This window comes from Xanthobacter dioxanivorans, assembly GCF_016807805.1.
Taxonomy (GTDB): Bacteria; Pseudomonadota; Alphaproteobacteria; order Rhizobiales; family Xanthobacteraceae; genus Xanthobacter; species Xanthobacter dioxanivorans.
Map to the genome: position 1 here is coordinate 6,104,211 of NZ_CP063362.1, position 14,376 is coordinate 6,118,586.

Consider the following 14,376-nt stretch of genomic DNA (forward strand, 5'->3'; position numbering starts at 1 on the left):
AAGTCCGCTCATGGCCGGCCCTCCGTCAGGCTACGGTATCTTTTGCGATGGAAGGCGGCGTTGCCGTAGCGCGGCGCGAGCACCATGGCGCGGCGCAGGAACAGGCCGATATCGGCCTCGTCGGTGTAGCCGATGGCGCCGTGAAGCTGGATGGCCTGGCGCGCAATCAGCATGGCGGCATCCGCCGCCCGCGCCTTGGCACGGGAGACGATGCGGCGGCAGTCCTCCCCCGCATCCATGGCCGCGACAGCATCGCGCAGCGCCGCCCGGGTGAGGCAGATCTCGATCTCCAGATCGACGGCGCGGTGCTGAAGGGCCTGAAAGCTGCCGATGGGCTGGCCAAACTGCACGCGGGTCTTCAGATAGTCCAGCGTGATGGCAAAGGCCCGCTCCATGATGCCGAAGAGGGCGGCCGCGGTGGCCAGCGCCGCCGCCTCGAACGCCTTGGGGTCGGGCGCCGGAAGGCGTTTCGCCTCCACATTGTCGAGGGTCAGCATGCCGGTGTGGCCGCCGTCGAGCGTGTCCTCGGACGTGACCCTGAGGCCAGGCGCCTTCCCGTCCACCAGGAAGCAGGCATCGGGGCCGGCGATGAGGAATGCGTCGGCGGCTTCCGCCATGGGCACGAAGGCGCGTGTCGCGCTGATCCGCCCGCCGGCTTCGGTGATCCGGCCGGCCACCGTCAGGCCCTCTGGCCCGTCCTGCCAGGCCGGCAGCACCAAAAGATCGCCCGCGATCGCTTCGGCAGGGGCGTTCTTCCCCATCAGGTCGAGCGCGAGCTCGGCCTCGATCAAGGGCTCGGGCAGCAAGGCCGCCCCTACCTCGACCGCAAGGGCGGCATATTCGGCCATGCCGAGCCCGATGCCGCCGGCCTCCTCGGGCAGGCGCAGGCCGAGCCAGCCCATGGCGGCGATCTCGGCCCAGCGGGTCCGGTCGATACCCGGCCGGGTGAAGCGCAGGGCGCGCACCTTCTTCAGATCGCCATCCCGCGACGTGATGCCCGCCGCGCTCTCCACCAGAAGGCGCAGCCCTTCGAGCCTGTCCTCGTCCAGCGCGAATGTGGCGCCCATCCCTGTCCTCCCTGTTCGAGCTGGCTCATGCCACCTGGGCGAGGCCATTGCCGATCACAACCACGTCGCGCTCCACGGCGCGGGTGCGGAAGGAGCCATCGCCCCAGATCTCCGTCCTCAGGGTCTCGCCCGGCGTCACCGTTGCCGTGAACCGCGCATCGAGCCCCTTCAGCCGCTGCGGATCGCCCTCGCACAGGGTGGCGACCAGCCCATGGGCAGCGATGCCGAGGCTGCACAGTCCATGTAGGATCGGACGCTCGAAGCCGGCCTTGGCGGCCACGTCTGGATCGAGATGTAGGGGATTGTTGTCGCCGTTCCAGCGATACCAGAGCGCCTGCTCGGGCCGGGTCACGGTCTCGTGGACGATCTCGGGCGCGGTGTCCGGCACGATGTGGAAGGCCTTCACCGGTCCGGCCGGGCCGCCGAAGCCGCCATCGCCGCGCAGGAAGGTGGTGGAGCGGGTCGTGGCGTAGAGCGCGCCCGTATCGGCATCGCGCAGCTGCTTCTCGCTATAGAGCAGCGCGCCGCGCCCTTCGCCCTTGTCGATGATGCCGACAACGCGGGTCTTGCCCACCACCGTGCCCTCGGAAGGCAGGGGCGCATGGAGCGTGATGCCCTGCCCGCCATGGACGAGGCGGACCGCATCGACGCCCGTGTCGGGATTGGAGAGCCAGAAGCCAGGATGCCCGAGCACCAGGGGCAGGGTCGGAAACGGGGTCAATGGGCCCGCCCCGACGAAGCTGAGGTCGGCCCGATCCATGGGGTCCTGCCCGACACCGATGGAGAGCGCATAGAAAGCGCACTCCCGCGGGCCGTAGCTCTGGCGGACCTCCGGGATGTCGTAGGCCATCAGCTTGTCGTAGTCGATCACGGGCGATCCTCCCCTTCGATCTCGATGACCGCGTCGAGCGCATAGGCGCCATCGGGCAGGGCCAATACGGGGTTGAGGTCGATGGCCCGCAGCCTGGGACCTGCCGCGGCCGCGAGCGCCGAAAGCTTTGAGAGCATGCCGGCCAGGGCATCGAGATCGGCCGGGGCCCGGCCCCGCGCACCGGTGAGGATGCCCGCCGCCTTGATAGAGAGGATCATCTCCCGCGCCGTTTCCACGTCGAACGGGCAGGGGCGGATGGCCACGTCGTCGAGAAGCTCCGCGAAGATGCCGCCGAGCCCGAACACCGCCACCGGGCCGAACGCCGGATCGCGGTTGATCCCCATGAGGCACTCCACCCCGCCGGTGAGCTGGCGAGCCACCAGCATGCCGGCGATGCGTGCCTTCGGCGCCGCCTTGCCGACAGCTTCCATGATGCCGGCATAAGCGGCGCGTACCTGGTCGGCATCGCCGAGGTTGAGCCGCACGCCGCCAATGTCCGACTTGTGGACGACGTCAGGCGAGACAATCTTCAGCACCACGGGAAAACCGAGCGCGGCGGCTGCGGCCGCGGCCTGATCGGCCGAATGCACGACTCGCTCCGGGGCGGCGGCGATGCCGGCCTCGGCGAGCAACGCCTTGGCCCCGTGCTCGTCCGGCGGCGTCGCAGGCAGCGTGACCTGAGGCGGCGTGGGCAGAGCCTTCGGCTTGGCGGCCAGCATGTCGCCCACCCGCCCCATGGTGGCGATGGCGCGCACGGCCCGGCTCGGATCATCGAAGGTCAGGAAGCCCGCATCCTGATAAGCGCGGGTGATTTTCTCATCCGCCATGATGCACAGCGCCAGGAGCCGATCGGGAAACTCGCCGCGGATCTTGCGCAATGTGTCCAAAAGACGCGGCGCAAGGCTCGGTCCGCCCGCCACATAAGTGAGGAAGCACAGGATCGAGCGGTAGCCGCCATCCTTCAGCGCCGCGCGGGTGAAGGCTTCGAACAGGGAAAGATCGTTCAGCGCCTGGGCGGTGCAATCGAGCGGATTGGTCGGCGTGCCGTAGGGCAGAAGCGCCCTCAGCCGCGCCTGCGCCTCGTCCGGCATGGCCGGCATGGGCAGGCCGGCGGCCTCCGCCTCGTCGGAGGCGATGATGCCCGCCCCGCCGCTGACAGTGATGAGGCCGAGGCTGTTGCCGACGGGATAGATCCGCTGATGGGCCGCATAGGCGAAATCCAGCATCTCCTCGGTGTCGCGCACGCGGATCACGCCGTGCTCGGCGAGGACCGCTCCCGCGACCTTGTCGTCGCCGGTGAGCGAGGCGGTGTGGGACGCCGCAGCCGACGCGCCGAGCCGGCTCCTGCCGGACTTCAGCATGAAGACCGGCTTTCCCGCCGCTCTGGCGGCATCGAGGGCGGCGATCATGCGCGGCCCGTCGCGGAAGCCTTCCTGATAGGCGCAGATGACGTCCACCTCGTCGCTGCCCGCCATCCAGCCGATGGCGTCGGCGACCGTCACGTCGGCCTCGTTGCCCGTGGTGATGAGCACGGAGGCGCCGATGCCGCGCAAGCGCGCCAAGGCCGCCATGTGGGCCCCATAGGCTCCCGACTGGCTGGCAATGCCGATATTGCCGGCCAGGGGAAAGGCCATCTCCAGCGACGAGGAGAAGGTGCCGTAGTAGCCGAGGCCCACATTGAAGACCCCGAGCGTGTTCGGGCCGAGCACACGCATGCCGTGGCGGCGGGCAATGGCGAGGACCTCGTCCTGGGCCTTCTCGCCATCCGCGCCGTTCTCCGCAAAGCCTGCGGAGAACAAGGTGATCGAGCGGCAGCCCTTCTCGCCGAGGGCGGCCACCACCTCCGGCACCTGCTTCGCCGCAACGGCGACGATGCCGGCATCGGGCACCTCCGGCAGGTCGGCGACGGAGGCGTAGCAGGCAAGGCCCTGCACCTCCGCCCGGCTGGGATTGACCGGCAGGATGCGGCCCTTATAGCCGGCGCTCAGCATGGCGGCGATGGGCCGCCCGCCGATCCGTGAGGGATCGGCGGAGGCGCCGATGATCGCCACCGAGCGGGGCGCCAGCAGCGCGCGGAGGGCGGCGAATCCGTAGGTCTCGGGGGTGGTCACGTTCACAGCGTCGCCGCCGAGCCGAGGAAGGCCGTGACCTGGCTCGACAACGTCCCGCCATTGCCGTGCAGAAGGGCGACGTCAGCCTTCTTGAGCTGACGCTCGCCCGCTTCCTTGCGGATCTGGACCACGCCCTCGGCAATGAGGAACATGCCGTACATGCCGGGATGGACGCAGGACAGCCCGCCGCCGTTGGTGTTGACCGCGAGCGTCCCACCCGGCGCGATGCGCCCGTCCTGAACGAAGCGCCCACCCTCGCCCTTGGGGCAGAAGCCGAGATCCTCAAGGAACAGGATCGTGTTGATCGTGAAGGCGTCGTAGAGCATCACGAGGTCGATGTCGGCGTGAGAGAGGCCGGCCATCTCGAAGGCGCGCGGCCCGCTCTCACTGGCGGCGGTGACGGTCAGGTCCGGCATGGCCTGGATCGAGCGATGCCAGTTCGCGCCTGCGGCGCCGAGAAAATAAACCGGCGCCTTGGGGAAGTCCTTGGCCCGGTCGGCCCGCACCAGGATGCAGGCGGCGGCGCCATCGGTCACCAGGCAGCAATCACCGGAGGTGAGCGGGTCGGAGACCATGCGCTTTGCGAGCACGTCCTCGCGGGCGAGGGGGCCGCGCGCGAAGGCGTCCGGGTTGAGGTTGGCCCACTGGCGGGCGGACACCGCCACATCGGCGAGCATCTCGCGGGTGGTGCCGTACTGATGCATATGCCGGCTGGTGGCGAGCGCATAGGCCGTGATGGGATGACGCGGCGAATAGGGCGTCTCGTGCCATTGCGGCTCGGACATGGAGACGAGGCGGCCGCCGGCGGTGCGCTGGTTGGAGCCGTAGCAGATCAGCGCGACCTCGCAGAGCCCCGCCTCCAGCGCCAGGGAGGCCTGGAGCAGGTGCATCTCGAAGCTGGAGCCGCCGATATTGGTGCTGTCGAAATATTTCGGCTTCAGCCCGAGATATTCGGTCACGCTCATGGAGGCGAAGGCGTGGCCGCTGGTGGCGGCGAACACCGCGTCGATGTCTGAGAGTTTCAGGCCGCAATCATCCAGCGCGGCGCGGACGGAGAGGCCGAGAAGCTCGATGGCCGAGAAGCCGGGCGCCTCGCCCACACCAGCGGTGCCCATGCCGACAATGGCGGTCTTTCCGCGAATGGGATGGCTCATCTCACTTCTCCCGCGGCTCGAACACGACGCGCGGGGTTTCCCCCGTCTCCACACGCGCCTTCACGCGGGTACCGATGGGCAGCGTCTCGACGCCGACGATGGTGGTCACCATGCGCGGGCCCTCATCGAGATCGACGAGCGCGATGTTGTAGGAGCCCTCGCGCTTGCGGTTGACCGTGATCGCGTAGACCGTGCCGTTGCCGGAGGCCTCGACCCATTCGAGATCGGTCTCGCCGGACGGAGACATCACCTTCGGATAGAAGACGTATTCTCCCGTCTTGCGGGCACGCTGGATCATGAAGTGCCCGCCGGCCAGGAATCGTTCGTAGGTCACCTGCGGCCCGGCCACTTCTGTTGCAGCGGACGTCTCGTCCATCCCTTTTCCTCCTTCATGGGCCAGGGCTGCCGCGGCTGAATTCGCCTCGCGCGCAGCGCTAGCCCGTCAATTCCTCTTCTTTCGCATGTCCAGGAGCCGATGTTCCGGCGGTCGCCGTGCACACCGGCCTGCCGCGAGGGAGAACCTGCCATCACCGCGCGATCGGCCCTTCCCGACGTCGCACCCTGCCCATGCCATACCGTTCTCGTTTGGTCAGAAATTTTTTGCATGGCGAATTACTTTCTGCAACGAGAAAAATTGCCTGCTTCCGAACGATCCGCATCCGCTCTATGGTTTGACCGGTAAAAGGCGAACGGAGCGCGCAGTGACCAAGGCAGACGCGGCCACCCAGCAGCCGACGGGCGAAGACACGCCACGCAGCCTGCAGAAATATGTAGGCGCAGTGGAAAATGCCGTTTCGATTCTGCGCTTCCTCACCCATCATCATGCGCCGGCCGGCGTCGCGTACATCGCCCGCCAAAGTGGCATCCACGTCTCCACCACCTTCAACATCTTGCGCACGCTGGCCAAGGAAGGCTTGATCGCCTTCAACCCGGCCTCGAAGGAATACAGTCCCGGTCTCGGCCTTCTGGAGTTTTCCGTGCCTTTGCTCGGGGTGAACCAGATCGACCTGCTGCACCCTTCCCTCCAGGAGCTCGCGAGCCGGCACCGGGCGCTGATCGGGCTTTGGAAAGTCACCCCCCACAACCGCATCGTGCTGGTGGACCGGGTGGTGGAAGGCAAGGTCGTGCATGTGGACATGGCGGTCGGCTCACGTCTTCCGGCCTTCGTGGGGGCGGTCGGCCGCTGCATCGCGGCCACGCGCGAGCTTTCAAAATCTGAGCTAGAGCGCCGCTTCCAGCCGCTGCGCTGGGAAAATCCGCCGCGCTTCGAGGAATATTGGGCGGATGTGGCCGATGCCCGGAAAACCGGCTTCGCCTTCGATCGCGGCCATCTTTTCAAGGGCCTGGACATCGCCGCCGCCGTCATCGCCGACCATGACGGACAGCCCCGCTTCGGAATAAGCGGCATCGCTGTCACGGGGCAGATGACGGAAGCAGAGCTTCAGGCGCTCGCACGCGAGCTGCATGAGGCCACGATCCGGATTTCCGCCAACCTCTACGGAAAATCAAAGGGTTAACTGACGCGATGTCCATTTCCTGTCGGTCATTAGTTAGGTCCGGCTGGACATCAGGAAAGGTGTCCATGGAAAAGAGAGCATCATCTGGTGGAATCTGGCAAAGAACGTCTGTCAGCTCACGGTGCCCGTGCCGACGGATCCGTGGCGTTTCGCAAGAAGATCTCCCGCGGAAGGGCGCTCGAGCGCGAGCTGGCGAGCCTCGACCAGCCCAGGCGGTCCGCGCTGTCTTGTTGGTCAGCGCCACGGCGCAAAACTGGGAGGACACGGTGTCTCAATCGACGCTCGACGCGGTCGGGCGGCCGCTTTTCGTGCCCGGTCACCGCCCCCGACCGCTGTGCCAAGGCCGCTGCGGCAGGCGCCGACGCCATTATCATCGATCTTGAAGATGCCGTGCCGGCTGAGGCCAAGGGCGAGGCGCGCGAGGCGCTTCGGAACGCTTTACCTCGTCGGCGTTTGCGGTGCCCGTGCTGGTACGGGTCAATGCCGCGGGCACGCCCTGGCATGAGGCCGACCTTGCCGCCTGCGCCGCGCTGCTGCTCGCGGCGATCATGATGCCCAAGGCGGAGACTGCGGCCGGCGTCGCGCACGCCGCAAAGGCGAGCGGCCATCCGGTTCTCGCCCTCATTGAGACGGTATGGGGCCTGCGTGCCATCGATGCCATTGCCGAAGCCGCCACGCGGCTGGCGTTCGGCTCCATCGATTTCGGCTCCATCGATTGCGCAGCCGACATCGGCGCCGATCATGTGCGTGAGAGCCTGCTTTTGGCCCGCTCGCTCCTCGTTGTGGCGTCGCGCCCGACAGACCGGCCGGCGCCGCTCGATGGTGTGACCGACGCCATCAACGATGCCGAAGCCCTTTCCGGTGATTGCCGCCATGCCCGTGCTCTCGGGATGGGCGGCAAGCTTCTCATTCATCCGGCGCAGGTTCCCGGCGCGCGCCAAGCCTTCGCGCCCGGGCGCCGATGAAATGGCGTGGCCACGCACCATCCTCGCCGCCACGGCGTCAGCTACTGGCGGCGCGGTGAAGGTCGATGGGGCGATGGTGGACCCTCCCGTCATCAAGCGCGCCGAACAGATCATGCGCAGAGCCGACGCAGGTGCGAAATGAAGAGCGCCCAGGGAATTACGCAGCAGCTGGCCGAGTTCGCCGCCTCTATCAGGTATGGTGACCTGCCGCCGGAGGTGCCCCAGAGGGCGCACGATCTGACCATTGATTTCATCGGCAACATCGTGCGGGCGGGGGCGGAGGCGAACTCGACGCCGTCGCTCTTGGGCGTGGTGTGGCGTCTCGGCCTGGACGGGCCCGGGCAGTCCGCCGTTTTCGGTCTCAACCGCCGATATCCGCCCGCTACCGCTGCCCTTATCAACGGCATGCTCGGCCACTCGCTGCATTTCAACGACACCCATTCGGAGAGCTCGACCCATCCGAGCGCGCCCGTGATGCCGGCGGCCCTGGCGGCCGCCGAGATGCCCGGCGCCAGCGGCCGCGACCTGCTCGTCGCTCTCGTGGCGGGGTATGAGGTGATGCTGCGTGTCGCCAACGCGCTTGATCCGACCGTCCACTATGCCCGCGGCTTCCATCCCACGGCGACCGCGGGCGTCTTCGGCGCGACCGCTGGCGCCGGTCGGATCGTTAGGCTCGCCGCCGCCATGAACGGGCTGATCGCCGCGTCGCTCGCCCGCGAGGATTTCGTGGGCGCGAGCGAGTCTTTCCTCCCAAGCGCATGCCAAAAAAGACACACGCAGCTCGACACCACTTGAAACGTTTTCTAACGTATGTTTGATTCTGATCAATAGGCAAGTCGCGCAGCCATCGGGAGGATCGATGATGAACGTCCAGGCCGGGCCAGGCATGGCCGCGCTCGAGGCCATAAAGGCCAACTATTTGCTGACGCCCGAACAACGGCAGATCGTTGATCATGTGGATCGGGTTGCGCGCGAGATTCTTCATCCATTGCAAGACAAGATGGATGCGGAAGAATGGTGGCCCGACGACTTGTTTCGGCAGATGGGCGAACTCGGACTGCTCGGCATTACTGCGCCCGAGGAGTTGGGCGGCAGCGGCCAGAACGAATTTACCGAGGCCCTGGTGTCAGAGACCATCTCGAAATGGAACCCGGCCGTCGGACTTTCGCACGGCGCGCACGACAATTTGTGCCTCAACAACATCCTCAGGAACGGATCGGAAGAGCAGGTGCGGAAATACGTTCCCGGCCTGTGCTCGGGGAAGCTGGTCGGCGCACTTGGGCTGACCGAGCCCGGCGCGGGCTCGGACGCGCTGGGCTCGATGGCCACGAGCGCCGTGCGCGACGGCAACGACTATGTGATCAACGGCTCAAAGATCTACATTACCAACGGCCCGATCGCGGATGTCATCCTGGTTTATGCAAAAACTGATAGGTCAAAGGGCGCCAAGGGAATATCTGCCTTTATCGTCGAGACTGACAATCCCGGCTTCAAGGTGGCGCAGAAGCTCGACAAGATGGGCTTCCGCGGCTCTCCCACAGGCGAACTGGTGTTCGAGGATTGCCGCGTGCCCGCCTCGGCCATGATCGGGGTCGAGAACAGCGGTGTTTCGGTGGTGATGAGCGGGCTCGACTTGGAGCGCGCGATGGTCGCTTCGATTTGCGTGGGGATGGCCGAAAGGGCTCTGGAGCTGGCGCTCGACTACGCCAGGATCCGCGAACAGTTCGGCAAGCCCATAGCCCAATTTCAGATGGTGCAGTCGAAGCTCGCGGAAATCTACATCGAGGTCGAAACCGCCCGCGCCTTCGGCTATCGCGCGCTCGCGGCTTGCGTCGGCCTGCCCAGGGGAGGCGGCGGACGCGGCGAGATCCATAAGCTCACCGCCGCAGCCTGCCTTTACGCTGGCGAAGCTTTCAACAAGGCCGTGACCGAAGCGTGCCATATCCATGGCGGCTCGGGCTACATGCAGGATACCGAGATCAACTAATTCTACCGCGCCAACAAGCTGCTGGAAATCGGTGCAGGCACCAGCGAGGTGCGAAAAATTATCATTGCCGAAGAACTTCTGCGCGCCTGAGCGAGGACACCAGCTATGAACGAGCGATTGCTCAACGTCCCCGACCTGCCGACCCATTACCTGACAGAAGAGCAGCAGGCGCTGGCCGATCAGGCCTACAAGTTCTTCTTTTCCGAGTTTCACCACCTGAACGCCGAGATGGACGACACCGATGACCTGCCTGCCTGGGTTTTTCCCAAGCTGGGGGAGATGGGCTATCTGGGGCTGAACGTCTCGCCGGAGTATGGCGGCGCAGGGCTCGATTTCACCTCGGCCTGCATCATCACCGAGGAACTGTCGCGCGTCTCCGCCGCGATCGGTCTGAGCCACGTGGCCCACGACAATCTTTGCGTCAACAACATCTACCGCAACGCCAATGACGATCTGCGGCGGAAGTATCTGCCAGGCCTCTGCGATGGCTCGCTGATCGGCGCCCTGGGCCTGACGGAACCGGGCGCGGGATCGGATGCGCTCGGTTCGATGCGGACGACCGCCCGGAAGGACGGCGACCACTACGTGCTCAACGGCTCAAGATCTTCATCACCAACGGCCCGATCGCCGATATCGTGCTGGTCTATGCCAAGACCTCGCCCGAAAAGGGCGACAAGGGTATCTCGGCTTTCATCGTCGAGACCGACAATCCTGGCTTCAAGGTGGCGCAGAAGCTCAACAAGATGGGGTTCCGCGGCTCGCCCGGGCGAGCTGGTGTTCGAGGATTGCCGGGTGCCGGCGGCAAACATGGTGGGCAGACTGGACGGCGGTGTGGCGGTGACGATGTCCGGGCTCGATCTTGAACGCGCCATCGTCTGCTTCAACGCGATGGGCATCGCGCGCCGGGCATTGGAGATATCCATCGACTATGCCAAGACGCGCCAGCAGTTCGGCAAGGCGATCGCCAATTTCCAGATGGCGCAGGCCATGCTGGCCGAGATGTATACCGCGATCGAGGCCGCTCGCAGCCTGTCGCTGCGCACCGCCGCCATGTGCGAGGGGCTTGAACAAGGCGAAGGGGGGCGTGGCGAGATCCACAAGCTGACGGCCGCGGCAATCTTCAAGGCTGCGGCAGCGACCTCATTCGTGCTGGATCGCGCGGTGCAGATTCACGGCGGATCGGGCTACATGCGCGACACCGAGGTCAACCGCCTCTATCGGACGGGGCGGGTGCTCGAGGTGGGTGCGGGCACGCAAGAAGTGCGCAAGCTCATTATTTCCGGCGAACTTCTGAAGAACTGAGGCTCGGCACATGGCAGAGAAACAAGTGCAGCGCCGTTTCGCCCCCGACCTCATGGCAGGGCAAGTGGCTCTCGTGACCGGCTCGGGCTCCGGCATGGGCCGCGTCACAGCGCTTGAAATGGCCTCCTGCGGGGCCAGACTGGCGCTTTTGGCCCGTCGCGAGGAGCCGCTTCAGGAAACCGCCAAGATAATCCGCGCCATGGGCGGCGAAGCCTTCGTCGTGCCGGGCGACACCCGCGACGAGAAGAGCGTGGAGGCGGCAATGCTGAAGATCAAAGATTACTACGGTCGGCTCGACGTGCTTGTGAACAATGCCGGCGGCCAGTATATCGCTGCCGCCCGCGACATCACCAACAAAGGGTTCGAGGCGGTTATCCGCAACAATCTGATCGGCTCGTGGCAGATGACGCGCGCCGCCGCCGACCACTTCATGTTCGAGAACGGCGGCTCGATCGTATTCGTAACTGCGATCTCGACCCGCACCGCACTGACGGGCTTCGCCCATACCGTTGCCGCGCGCGCAGGCGTCACAGGCTTGATGAAGACGCTCGCCGCCGAATGGGGTGAATACGGCATCCGCCTGAACTGCGTCGCTCCCGGTACGATCAAGACAGAGGCGCTCGGCCGCTACCCGATACCGCTGGAAAAGTGGCACGAGCTAAACCGGTCAGTTCTTAACCGCATGGGCGCGGCGGAAGACGTCGCAGGGACAATCGTTTTTCTTGCCTCCAAGCTCGGTTCCTTCATTACCGGCGAGGATGTGTATGTGGACGGGGAGAAACGCTGCACATGGGCCACGACGCCCGCGACATGATCCATCCTGACATGTTCCAGGAGCGTCAGCGGGGAGACGGAAAGAATGAGTGAATCCGTCGTCCTGCTCGAGATTGCCGATCGCATCGCGACAGTGACGCTCAACGACCCCGACAGGCGCAATCCCGTCACCGGCAACGAGATGATCGCGGGGCTGCTCAACGCGTTCGACCAGGCGCAGCGCGATCCTGAGGTGAGCGTCATGATCCTGACCGGCGCCGACCCGGCCTTCTGCGCCGGCGGCGACATCAAGGAAATGTCAGACCCCGAAAGCGTGTTCCGCAAAGATCCGCTGGCCGCGGCGGACAGCTACATCACCGGCATTCAGCGGATACCGCTCGCGCTCTACAATCTCGACATACCTACGATCGCAGCTGTCAACGGCCCGGCCGTGGGCGCGGGCTGCGACCTGACGATGATGTGCGACATGCGCATCGCGTCGGAGAAGGCGAAATTCGGCGAGGTGTTTTTGAACCTCGGGATCATTCCTGGCGACGCAGGTAGCTGGTTCCTCACGCGGCGGCTCGGTCACCAGAAAGCGGCCGAACTGACATTCACCGGCCGGGTGGTCGGGGCCGAGGAGGCGCTGGAGCTTGGAATGGTGCTTGAGGTCGTGCCTCATGGCGATCTCATGGCGCGGGCGCGGGAGCGCGCGGCGGTGATTGCGGCCAAGCCGCCCCGCGCGGTGCGCGTCGCCAAGCGGCTGATGCGCAATGCCGAACGCATGGACCTGCCGGATTTCCTGAACGCCGCCGCCGCCTACCAGGCACTGATGCACCAGACCAAGGACCACCACGAAGCTCTTGCCGCGTTCCTCGAGAAACGAAAACCGGCGTTCTTTGGCGACCGACAGATCGGCCTTGCAGATGACCCGCTCAGACCAGAAGAAACTTCATCAGATCGCCAGGATGTGGAACCATCGCGGACGTGGTCTGATTAGTGAGATGAACCTGAAGATCGAAAAGGTGACGATCGATGGCGTTCTGGTCAGGATGCCGTTCAACCCCTCCTTCTGCGCCGACGAGGACAAGACCCTGCTGCACGGCGGGGTATTGACGGCCCTTCTCGACAGCGTGTTCGGACTAGCGAATTTCGTGGCGATCGACGGGATCAGCAGCATGGCGACACTCGACCTTCGCGTCGATTATCTGCGCCCGGTCAGATCGCAGGCCGACATCATGGTGCGCGCAGAATGCATTCGGCAGACCCGGCATATCGCATTCAATTCGGGCAGGATCTGGTTCGATGAGCCGGATCAGGCCGAAGTGGCCCGTGGCGCCGCGAGTTTTGCGCTCACGCGGGGCGAGATCAGCATTTTCGATGCGATGACGCAAAGCAGGTCCTCCAAATGACGCCGGATCTTGCAACTCATCAGCTCAGGAAAGTACCGTTCTTCCAGTTTCTCGACTTCACGATCACCGAGCTTGATGAAACGCACGCGACCGCGACAATGCCGTTCGCCGAACGACTGATCGGAAATCCAATCATGGAATACTACCATGGCGGAATCATCGCGAGCTTCATGGAGGCGGTCGCCGCGATCAGCGTAAGCCATGGTCCCGATCTGCAGCTATCCAAACCGATCAATCTGACGGTTGACTACTTGCGCCCGGCGGTCAAAGGGTCCTTGATGACCGAGGCCACCGTGAAGCGGAAGGGCAGGCGCATCGCAAGCGTGCGGGCGGTCTGTTGGCAGGGTGACGACCCCCGGCCGGTGGCCGAAGGGTTGTATCATTTTCTGATGGTCTGAAGCCTGCTTCTCGTCGGTACGCCTACGGTCTAAACCGCCTTTCGAACTGACCGGCGCGGTAAGAGACTGCGCGTATGGACGTCCATAAGCACAGTGCCTTCGAGCGTTTGGAGATCGTGGAGACGGGTCGTCGTCGCCGTTGGAGCGAAGACGAGAAGCTCCGGATCGTGATGGAGAGCCAGTCGGCACCGCGTCTGGTGTCGGCGACGGCGCGGCGTCACGGGATTTCGCGCTCCCAGTTGGGGACGTGGCTGCGCAGCTTTCGCACCGAGCAGCCTGCCACAAAGCCGGAGCCGGCCTTCGTTCCGGTTCTGATGGCCCCTGGGGCTATGTCCGACCCCTTTGCGGCCGCCGATGACACGGCGATCGTAGTGGACCTGCCGGGTGGCAGTCGGCTGCGGATTGCCGCCTCGACGCCGCCGGCGCTGGCGGCTGCGGTCCTGAGGGCGCTGCGATGATCCCGTCGCGGGCGCGGGTCTGGATCGCGATGGGTCACACCGACATGAGGCGGGGCATGCAGGGTCTGTCGCTCCTCGTCCAGGAGGGGTTGAAGCGCGATCCGAACGGTGGCGATCTCTTCGTCTTTCGGGGCCGCAGCGGATCGCTGGTGAAGATCCTCTGGCATGACGGGGTTGGGCTGTCGCTTTACGCCAAGAGGCTGGAGCGCGGACGCTTCGTCTGGCCCTCGGCCAAGGACGGCGTCGTGGCTCTGACCCACACGGATCTCGCCTGCCTGCTCGACGGGATCGACTGGAGGAACCCGCAGAGGACGTGGCGTCCGGAAGCGGTGGGATAGCGCACAAAAGTCTTTGCATTGCAGGGCTTGCGTGACAGAATCT

General features: G+C 65.4%; 17 protein-coding genes and 1 pseudogene. 13 read left to right on the forward strand and 5 right to left on the reverse strand.

Going from position 1 to position 14,376, the window contains the following annotated elements; translation table 11 throughout:
- Positions 1-8 precede the first annotated feature (8 nt).
- Genes EZH22_RS28560 through EZH22_RS28580 form a run of 5 tightly spaced genes read right to left on the reverse strand, consistent with a single transcriptional unit; the run spans position 9 to position 5,579 of the window.
- Positions 9-1,067: an acyl-CoA dehydrogenase family protein gene (locus EZH22_RS28560; protein ID WP_203193677.1), complete on the reverse strand. Its 1,059-nt coding sequence runs from the start codon at positions 1,065-1,067 to the stop codon at positions 9-11.
- A 25-nt stretch (positions 1,068-1,092) separates the two neighbouring features.
- Positions 1,093-1,938, reverse strand: a complete 846-nt coding sequence (locus EZH22_RS28565; protein ID WP_231711202.1) for a MaoC/PaaZ C-terminal domain-containing protein — start codon at positions 1,936-1,938, stop codon at positions 1,093-1,095.
- A complete protein-coding gene (locus tag EZH22_RS28570; protein WP_203193678.1) occupies positions 1,935-4,055 on the reverse strand; it encodes an acetate--CoA ligase family protein in 2,121 nt (706 codons plus the stop codon). Before EZH22_RS28570 ends, EZH22_RS28565 begins: the two co-directional genes overlap by 4 nt.
- Complete coding sequence (locus EZH22_RS28575) at positions 4,052-5,203, reverse strand: thiolase (RefSeq protein WP_203193679.1); 1,152 nt, start codon at positions 5,201-5,203, stop codon at positions 4,052-4,054. Before EZH22_RS28575 ends, EZH22_RS28570 begins: the two co-directional genes overlap by 4 nt.
- Position 5,204: 1 nt before the next feature.
- A complete protein-coding gene (locus EZH22_RS28580) occupies positions 5,205-5,579 on the reverse strand; it encodes a Zn-ribbon domain-containing OB-fold protein (protein WP_203193680.1) in 375 nt (124 codons plus the stop codon).
- Between the two features lie 85 nt (positions 5,580-5,664).
- Here EZH22_RS28580 and EZH22_RS28585 point away from each other — a divergent pair, with 85 nt between their 5' ends.
- From EZH22_RS28585 to tnpB, 13 genes and pseudogenes are all read left to right on the forward strand, one after another.
- Positions 5,665-6,720, forward strand: a complete 1,056-nt coding sequence (locus EZH22_RS28585) for an IclR family transcriptional regulator (protein ID WP_203193681.1) — start codon at positions 5,665-5,667, stop codon at positions 6,718-6,720.
- Between the two features lie 141 nt (positions 6,721-6,861).
- Positions 6,862-7,272, forward strand: coding sequence for an aldolase/citrate lyase family protein (locus EZH22_RS33180; RefSeq protein WP_269902899.1), 411 nt, complete (start codon positions 6,862-6,864; stop codon positions 7,270-7,272).
- Entirely contained in the window at positions 7,185-7,685 is a 501-nt protein-coding gene (locus EZH22_RS33185) for an aldolase/citrate lyase family protein (protein ID WP_269902921.1), read from the forward strand. Before EZH22_RS33180 ends, EZH22_RS33185 begins: the two co-directional genes overlap by 88 nt.
- A 1-nt stretch (position 7,686) precedes the next feature.
- The gene (locus tag EZH22_RS33190; protein ID WP_231711203.1) at positions 7,687-7,827 is read left to right on the forward strand and encodes a hypothetical protein; all 141 of its coding nucleotides are present in this window, start codon (positions 7,687-7,689) and stop codon (positions 7,825-7,827) included.
- Positions 7,824-8,429, forward strand: a pseudogene (locus tag EZH22_RS28595) (MmgE/PrpD family protein); the annotation flags it as partial. The gene EZH22_RS33190 and the pseudogene EZH22_RS28595, both read left to right, overlap by 4 nt.
- Before the next feature lie 115 nt (positions 8,430-8,544).
- Positions 8,545-9,672, forward strand: a complete 1,128-nt coding sequence (locus EZH22_RS28600) for an acyl-CoA dehydrogenase family protein (RefSeq protein ID WP_203193683.1) — start codon at positions 8,545-8,547, stop codon at positions 9,670-9,672.
- A 105-nt stretch (positions 9,673-9,777) separates the two neighbouring features.
- The gene (locus EZH22_RS33195) at positions 9,778-10,974 is read left to right on the forward strand and encodes an acyl-CoA dehydrogenase family protein (RefSeq protein WP_203193684.1); all 1,197 of its coding nucleotides are present in this window, start codon (positions 9,778-9,780) and stop codon (positions 10,972-10,974) included.
- A 10-nt stretch (positions 10,975-10,984) separates the two neighbouring features.
- Complete coding sequence (locus EZH22_RS28610) at positions 10,985-11,788, forward strand: SDR family NAD(P)-dependent oxidoreductase (RefSeq protein ID WP_203193685.1); 804 nt, start codon at positions 10,985-10,987, stop codon at positions 11,786-11,788.
- A 45-nt stretch (positions 11,789-11,833) separates the two neighbouring features.
- Positions 11,834-12,727, forward strand: coding sequence for an enoyl-CoA hydratase-related protein (locus EZH22_RS28615; protein ID WP_203193686.1), 894 nt, complete (start codon positions 11,834-11,836; stop codon positions 12,725-12,727).
- A 4-nt stretch (positions 12,728-12,731) separates the two neighbouring features.
- Positions 12,732-13,139 carry a PaaI family thioesterase gene (locus EZH22_RS28620; RefSeq protein ID WP_203193687.1) on the forward strand — a complete coding sequence of 136 codons (408 nt, stop codon included), beginning with the start codon at positions 12,732-12,734 and terminating at the stop codon, positions 13,137-13,139.
- A complete protein-coding gene (locus EZH22_RS28625; protein WP_203193688.1) occupies positions 13,136-13,537 on the forward strand; it encodes a PaaI family thioesterase in 402 nt (133 codons plus the stop codon). Before EZH22_RS28620 ends, EZH22_RS28625 begins: the two co-directional genes overlap by 4 nt.
- Positions 13,538-13,611: 74 nt before the next feature.
- Positions 13,612-13,995 carry an IS66-like element accessory protein TnpA gene (gene tnpA, locus EZH22_RS28630; RefSeq protein WP_132036247.1) on the forward strand — a complete coding sequence of 128 codons (384 nt, stop codon included), beginning with the start codon at positions 13,612-13,614 and terminating at the stop codon, positions 13,993-13,995.
- A gap of 56 nt (positions 13,996-14,051) precedes the next feature.
- Positions 14,052-14,333 carry an IS66 family insertion sequence element accessory protein TnpB gene (tnpB, locus tag EZH22_RS28635; protein ID WP_408647643.1) on the forward strand — a complete coding sequence of 94 codons (282 nt, stop codon included), beginning with the start codon at positions 14,052-14,054 and terminating at the stop codon, positions 14,331-14,333.
- Positions 14,334-14,376: the final 43 nt, after the last annotated feature.

Excerpts from the sequence above, each read along its gene's own strand:
- tnpB (WP_408647643.1), top strand. The coding sequence starts at position 14,052 with ATGCAGGGTCTGTCGCTCCTCGTCCAGGAGGGGTTGAAGCGCGATCCG.
- EZH22_RS28625 (WP_203193688.1), top strand. The coding sequence starts at position 13,136 with ATGACGCCGGATCTTGCAACTCATCAGCTCAGGAAAGTACCGTTCTTC.
- EZH22_RS28620 (WP_203193687.1), top strand. The coding sequence starts at position 12,732 with ATGAACCTGAAGATCGAAAAGGTGACGATCGATGGCGTTCTGGTCAGG.
- EZH22_RS28600 (WP_203193683.1), top strand. The coding sequence starts at position 8,545 with ATGATGAACGTCCAGGCCGGGCCAGGCATGGCCGCGCTCGAGGCCATA.
- EZH22_RS28580 (WP_203193680.1), bottom strand. The coding sequence starts at position 5,579 with ATGGACGAGACGTCCGCTGCAACAGAAGTGGCCGGGCCGCAGGTGACC.
- EZH22_RS28575 (WP_203193679.1), bottom strand. The coding sequence starts at position 5,203 with ATGAGCCATCCCATTCGCGGAAAGACCGCCATTGTCGGCATGGGCACC.
- EZH22_RS33195 (WP_203193684.1), top strand. The coding sequence starts at position 9,778 with ATGAACGAGCGATTGCTCAACGTCCCCGACCTGCCGACCCATTACCTG.
- EZH22_RS28610 (WP_203193685.1), top strand. The coding sequence starts at position 10,985 with ATGGCAGAGAAACAAGTGCAGCGCCGTTTCGCCCCCGACCTCATGGCA.
- EZH22_RS28615 (WP_203193686.1), top strand. The coding sequence starts at position 11,834 with ATGAGTGAATCCGTCGTCCTGCTCGAGATTGCCGATCGCATCGCGACA.
- EZH22_RS33190 (WP_231711203.1), top strand. The coding sequence starts at position 7,687 with ATGGCGTGGCCACGCACCATCCTCGCCGCCACGGCGTCAGCTACTGGC.
- EZH22_RS28585 (WP_203193681.1), top strand. The coding sequence starts at position 5,665 with ATGTCCAGGAGCCGATGTTCCGGCGGTCGCCGTGCACACCGGCCTGCC.
- tnpA (WP_132036247.1), top strand. The coding sequence starts at position 13,612 with ATGGACGTCCATAAGCACAGTGCCTTCGAGCGTTTGGAGATCGTGGAG.
- EZH22_RS28560 (WP_203193677.1), bottom strand. The coding sequence starts at position 1,067 with ATGGGCGCCACATTCGCGCTGGACGAGGACAGGCTCGAAGGGCTGCGC.